The following is a 682-nucleotide window of genomic DNA, read 5'->3' on the forward strand; positions in this document are numbered from 1 at the left end:
GAAGAGAAGCCGCAAGAAAGTAAGAAAGGGCGCATGGGGGATGCCTAGGCTCTCGGAGGCGAAGAAGGACGTGATAAGCTGCGAAAAGTTACGGAGAGGCGCAAATAGCCCGTGACCCGTAAATCTCCGAATGGGGCAACCCAGTCAGCAATGACTATACCGCATGGCGGTAGGCAAACGCGGGGAACTGAAACATCTAAGTACCCGCAGGAAGAGAAAATAACAATGATTCCGCAAGTAGTGGCGAGCGAACGCGGAAGAGCCCAAACCGACGATGTTACGGCACCGTCGGGGTAGAAGGATCCATGACAAAGACAAGACCGAGCATAGCAGAATACGATGGAAATCGTAGCCATAGAGGGTGACAGTCCCGTAAGCGAAATGCGAAGGAAGTCGAATGGACACCTGAGTAACCTAGGACACGAGAAATCCGGGGCGAATCAGCGGGGACCATCCCGTAAGGCTAAATACTCCCGAGAGACCGATAGCGAACCAGTACTGTGAAGGAAAGGTGAAAAGAACCTCGAACAGAGGAGTGAAAAAGACCCTGAAACCATGCGCCTACAAGCGGTCGGAGCACGAAAGTGTGACGGCGTGCCTTTTGCATAATGAACCTACGAGTTACTGTTGCTGGCGAGGTTAAGCGATTCAGTCGCGGAGCCGAAGCGAAAGCAAGTCCGAA

At 52.8% G+C, this 682-nt stretch carries 1 rRNA gene; it reads left to right on the forward strand.

The window, feature by feature from the left end:
* Positions 1-13 precede the first annotated feature (13 nt).
* A 23S ribosomal RNA gene (locus tag B5F38_RS14155) occupies positions 14-682 on the forward strand; the annotation flags it as partial.

Source organism: Barnesiella sp. An22, assembly GCF_002159975.1.
Classification (GTDB): Bacteria; Bacteroidota; Bacteroidia; order Bacteroidales; family Barnesiellaceae; genus Barnesiella; species Barnesiella merdigallinarum.